Below are 1,048 nucleotides of genomic sequence, written 5' to 3' on the forward strand. Positions count from 1 at the left end.
TAGAGCATGATCATTTTTCTGTGAATCTGGCAGGGGATTCCCAAAGGGCCTGGATCGTGATTCAAGGTGCTGGCTGGAAGGAGGCCAGCATGGATGACGCGGCCTTATTCAAATGATCTTCGCGAGCGGGTTGTGGCGATGGCGGAGAGCTCTCCCAACCGCGAGGCCGGCTCACTGCTGGGAGTGAGTGCGGCGAGCGTTTCGCGCTGGTGTACACGCAAGCGCCAGACGGGGAGTGTGGCTCCGGCCAAGATGGGAGGATACCGCAAGCCGATCCTTCTTGCGGAGCACGACTGGCTGGTGGCCCGCCTGGAGAGCGACCCCGATCTGACGCTGAGGGCTCTTTTGGCCGAGCTGCACGATCGGGGCGTGGAAGTGAGCTACGGGGCGTTGTGGAATTATCTGGAGCGCGAGGGCTTCAGCTTTAAAAAAAACCGTGTTCGCCAGCGAGCAGGATCGGCCGGCGATTGCGAGGCGACGAGCTCAGTGGCGTAAATACCAGGGCCGGCTTGACCCGAAACGCCTGGTCTTCATCGACGAGACCTGGGCCAAGACGAACATGACCCGCACCCATGGCCGCTCCCGGCGCGGGCAGCGGCTTCGCGCCAAGGTACCCCACGGCCGGTGGCGAACGCTCACCTTTCTGGCAGCGCTCCGCCACGACCGGATCGATGCTCCATGCGTGCTCGATGGTCCGATCAACGGCCAGTCCTTTCTCGCTTATGTCGAGCAATTCCTGGTGCCAACGCTCGGCCCGGGCGACATCGTCATCATGGACAATCTGGGTAGCCACAAGAGCATGGCTGTGCGGCAAGCAATCCGCGGTGCCGGCGCCAAGCTCTTCTTCCTGCCGCCTTACTCGCCGGACCTGAACCCGATCGAGCAGGTCTTCGCCAAGCTCAAGACGCTGTTCCGAAAAGCCGAGGAGCGCACCGTCGAAGCCTGCTGGAAGCGCATCGGAACCCTCCTCGACTGCTTCGACCCCGTCGAATGCGCAAACTACCTCGCAAACAGCGGATATGCTTCAGTCTAAGATGATCATGCTCTA

General features: G+C 61.5%; 1 protein-coding gene. It reads left to right on the forward strand.

Features of this window, described 5'->3' with window-relative positions; genetic code table 11:
- Positions 1-93 precede the first annotated feature (93 nt).
- Positions 94-1,033, forward strand: a protein-coding gene (locus C7I55_RS27620) for an IS630 family transposase (RefSeq protein ID WP_106516275.1) whose coding sequence is annotated in 2 segments (ribosomal slippage) — positions 94-428 and positions 427-1,033 — 942 coding nt in all. Because the reading frame shifts where the segments join, the coding sequence is not laid out codon by codon here.
- Positions 1,034-1,048 lie beyond the last annotated feature (15 nt).

It is taken from the genome of Allosphingosinicella deserti, assembly GCF_003012735.1.
In the GTDB taxonomy this organism is placed as follows: domain Bacteria; phylum Pseudomonadota; class Alphaproteobacteria; order Sphingomonadales; family Sphingomonadaceae; genus Allosphingosinicella; species Allosphingosinicella deserti.